At 34.7% G+C, this 3,549-nt stretch carries 3 protein-coding genes and 1 pseudogene; 2 read left to right on the top strand and 2 right to left on the bottom strand.

Translation table 11 applies throughout. From position 1 onward, the window contains the following. On the top strand, window positions 1-453 hold a 453-nt coding region (locus ABJI11_RS09365; protein ID WP_348351521.1), incomplete at its 5' end, for a tetratricopeptide repeat protein. 49 nt (window positions 454-502) lie between these two features. Here ABJI11_RS09365 and ABJI11_RS09360 read toward each other — a convergent pair. Together ABJI11_RS09360 and ABJI11_RS09355 are read right to left on the bottom strand one after the other, a co-directional pair. After that, on the bottom strand, window positions 503-1,255 hold the full coding sequence (locus ABJI11_RS09360; protein WP_348351519.1) for an NlpC/P60 family protein: 753 nt from the start codon (window positions 1,253-1,255) through the stop codon (window positions 503-505). 17 nt (window positions 1,256-1,272) lie between these two features. Next, complete coding sequence (locus tag ABJI11_RS09355; protein WP_348351517.1) at window positions 1,273-2,448, bottom strand: acetyl-CoA C-acyltransferase; 1,176 nt, start codon at window positions 2,446-2,448, stop codon at window positions 1,273-1,275. A 120-nt stretch (window positions 2,449-2,568) separates the two neighbouring features. Between ABJI11_RS09355 and ABJI11_RS09350 the strand changes: the two are divergent. Further along, window positions 2,569-3,549: pseudogene (locus ABJI11_RS09350) on the top strand (phosphohydrolase); the annotation flags it as partial.

The raw sequence follows: 3,549 nt of genomic DNA, 5'->3' as shown, positions 1-3,549 counted from the left end.
TATTTCAATCAAGGAGATAAGGATAAGTTTAAAGAATTAATGGCTCAAGCAATTGCATTGGCGCCTGATAATCCAGATTTACACTACAACGTTGGTGTTATCAGTATGGAACAAGAGAATTATGAAGACGCTCGTGTGTCTTATAAAAAAGCAATTGAGCTTAACCCTGAGTATACTAATGCTTATTTAAATCTTTCTACAACGTATGTAAATGAAGGTAACAAGTTAATTGATGAAATGAATTCTTTAGGGAACTCTAGGGCTGATATTGCAAAATATGATGAGTTGAAAGAGAAAAAAGATGGTTTGTTTAAGCAAGGTGCAGATGTGTTGGAAGATGCGTTGAAGAACAATCCTGAAAATGAAAATATAATGATTCAGCTTAAAAATATTTACGGGGCAATGGGTGATACTGAAAACTTCACGAAAATAAAGAAGATGTTAGGAGAGTAATTAGAATCTCACCAATAAAATTAAAAGGCCCTAAATAGGGCCTTTTTTTTTATACAATCTTTTTAATAACCCGTAATTGGTGTGTGTATGTTCTTAGGTCGTTGTTGAATATGCCTGTGTGATCTAAACGGTCAATTCTTACTTTTCCGTTCACATGAATAACATAATTGTTTTCCATAATGATGCCTACATGGTCAATTTCTCCATGTGCATTATCGAAAAAAGCTAAATCTCCAGCTTCACTTTCTTCAACAAAACTTAGCGCAGTGCCTTGTGTTGATTGGCTTTGTGCAGTTCTTAAAAGATGGTATCCATTTATCTTGTATACCATTTGTGAAAAACCTGCGCTATCAATCCCAAAAGGAGATTTGCCGCCTTTTAATTCAGGGGAGTTCAAATAAAGCAATGCCGTCTTGATCAGGTTCTCTTTTGTATTAGTTTCGCCGTTAAAATTACCCTCAAAATTAAAAGGTAATGATGAGGTGTCTGTCAGACAAGAACCTATTAAAATTGGTGTTAAAATTTTATTAGAATCTTCAACAAAAGATACTAATTCAGTGACATGCTTTGGTTTTTTATTTGCTTGAATGGCGTTAAATTCTTCTTCCGGTATAAAAACCAATTGGCTGTTCATTATCCAACCTTCGCATTTGTCAACAATAGTCTTTATTCTAGACCAATTTTTCCTGCATTCCAATACCTTATAATGTTCACCGAACAAAAGTTGTGTAATCAGTTCAGATGACTCGTCTGGATTATTTTTTACAGGAACAATGCTTAATTGACAATTACCGTATTGCATATAATTAATTTATGCGCTTAGGCTTTTTCAATAATAATTGCCGAAGCACCACCACCACCATTACATATTGCGGCTGCACCTAGTCTAGCATTATTTTGTTCCAAAACGTTTAACAGTGTAATTAGAATTCGTGCACCAGAACATCCTAATGGGTGTCCTAAAGAGACAGCGCCACCGTTTACATTGACATTATTATCATTTAAACCTAATATTTTCATGTTGGCAAGACCAACCACAGAGAAAGCTTCGTTAAATTCAAAGAAGTCTATCTCTTCTAATTTTAGATTAGATTTTGCCAAAGCTTTTGGTAGAGCCTTAGCAGGAGCTGTAGTAAACCACTCAGGCTCATGAGCTGCATCTGCATAACTTTTTATAATAGCTAATGGTTCTAAATTTAGTTCTACTGCTTTTTCTTTACTCATTAAAATTAATGCCGCGGCACCATCATTAATAGTAGAAGCATTGGCAGCGGTAACCGTTCCGTCTTTAGAAAATGCAGGTCTTAAATTCGGTATTTTCTCAATAAAAACATTACTAAATTCCTCATCTTTAGTAACCATTTTGGGTTCACCGCGTCTCTGTGGTACGGCTACTGGTATAACTTCATTGTCAAATTTTCCGTTTTCCCAGGCATCTGCCGACCTTTTGTATGATTGTATGGCATAAGCATCTTGGTCTTCTCTGCTAAATTCATATTCTGTAGCACATGCATCTGCACAAACCCCCATTGCATTTTCATCATATGCATCTACAAGACCGTCTTTTTGCATACCGTCAATTAAAGAAGTAGGTCCAAATTTTGTACCGGTTCTCATGTGAACATAATGCGGTATTAGGCTCATGTTTTCCATTCCACCTGCAACGATTATATCTGCATCTCCTAAAGCAATTGCCTGCGCACCTTGCATTACTGATTTCATACCAGAGGCACAAACTTTATTGATAGTTGTGCAGGGTACGGTATTTGGTATACCGGCAAATATAGCAGCTTGTCTGGCAGGTGCTTGACCTGTACCTGCTTGCACTACATTTCCCATTATTACTTCATCTACTAATGTAGGTGATAAGTTGATTTTTTTTAATGCGCCTTCAATAGCAATTGCACCTAATTTTGGAGCAGGAACTGTTGATAATCCACCCATGAAACTACCTATAGGAGTTCTAACGGCTGATACGATAACGACTTCTTTCATGTTTTGAATATTTAATTACACGAAATTACTAAATTCTATAGCAACCCGAGGGATATCGTTTCAATTACCGATTATCAGTTTATTATTTTCTATTTTTGGAGAACCTAATACAATTTTCTTTTGGATAATTTTTACAAGCAGCAATCACTCATTTACAAGTATATACTCTACTTTGTAGCGGTTGCATTTATTGTGTTTTTCTTACCTAAGGGAGGGAAATTTAAATATGAATTTCAAAAAGGAAAGCCTTGGCAATTTGAAAACCTGTACGCTCCCTTTGATTTCTCCATTCAAAAAACTGAATCAGAAATAGAAAAGGAAAAACAAGTAATTGAAGATAATCAATTACCGTATTATAGATATGATCAGGCTGAGGTTAATGGTGTTTTAAATGAGTTTGACCAAAAATTTGAAGATAAATGGGGTGGTAGCGTACTTGGTGAAAATCAAAAATCGCGCTTAAAATACTTTTCAAAAGTTGTGTTAGATTCTGTTTACGCCAAAGGAATTTTGCAGAACAATGGCAAGCAGGTTCAGCGCAGTTTTATTTTTTTAGTGAAGGATAATGAAGCTAGAAAAGTTAGGGTTTCAGATTTCTATAGGGTAAATGAAATTAATAGTTTGGTCGGTAAAGTACTTGCTGAAAATAATTTATCTGCATTTGAGAAAGAAATACAGGCTTTGTTTTTTGATATTATTGCACCTAATGTAAGTTTTGATAATAGCCTTACCCAAAAAGCTAGGGCAGAAGCATTGTCTAAATTATCATATACCAGGGGAACTGTAGATCAAGGACGATTAATAATTGCCAAAGGAGAGGTCGTAGAGGCAGAAAATCTTAAAATATTAGAGTCGTTAAAGTCTGAGTATGAATCTGAGCTATGGACTGCGAATAACTATTATTATATACTTATAGGGTATACCGTATTAGTTGCTCTAGTGCTTGTTATGCTTTTTTTGTTTTTAAAAAAATATAGAAGAACGGTATATGATAATAATGTAAAGGTCACCTTTATATTTTTCAATATTCTATTAATGGTATTCATAACCACCATGGTTATAAAATATAATGACCAATTGGTATTTGTAGTGCCGTTATGC

Origin of the sequence: Maribacter sp. (assembly GCF_039968975.1) — a bacterium.
Lineage (GTDB): Bacteria > Bacteroidota > Bacteroidia > Flavobacteriales > Flavobacteriaceae > Maribacter.
Note: the sequence above shows the minus strand (reverse complement) of the source record. Positions and strands in the feature narration are given on the sequence as shown.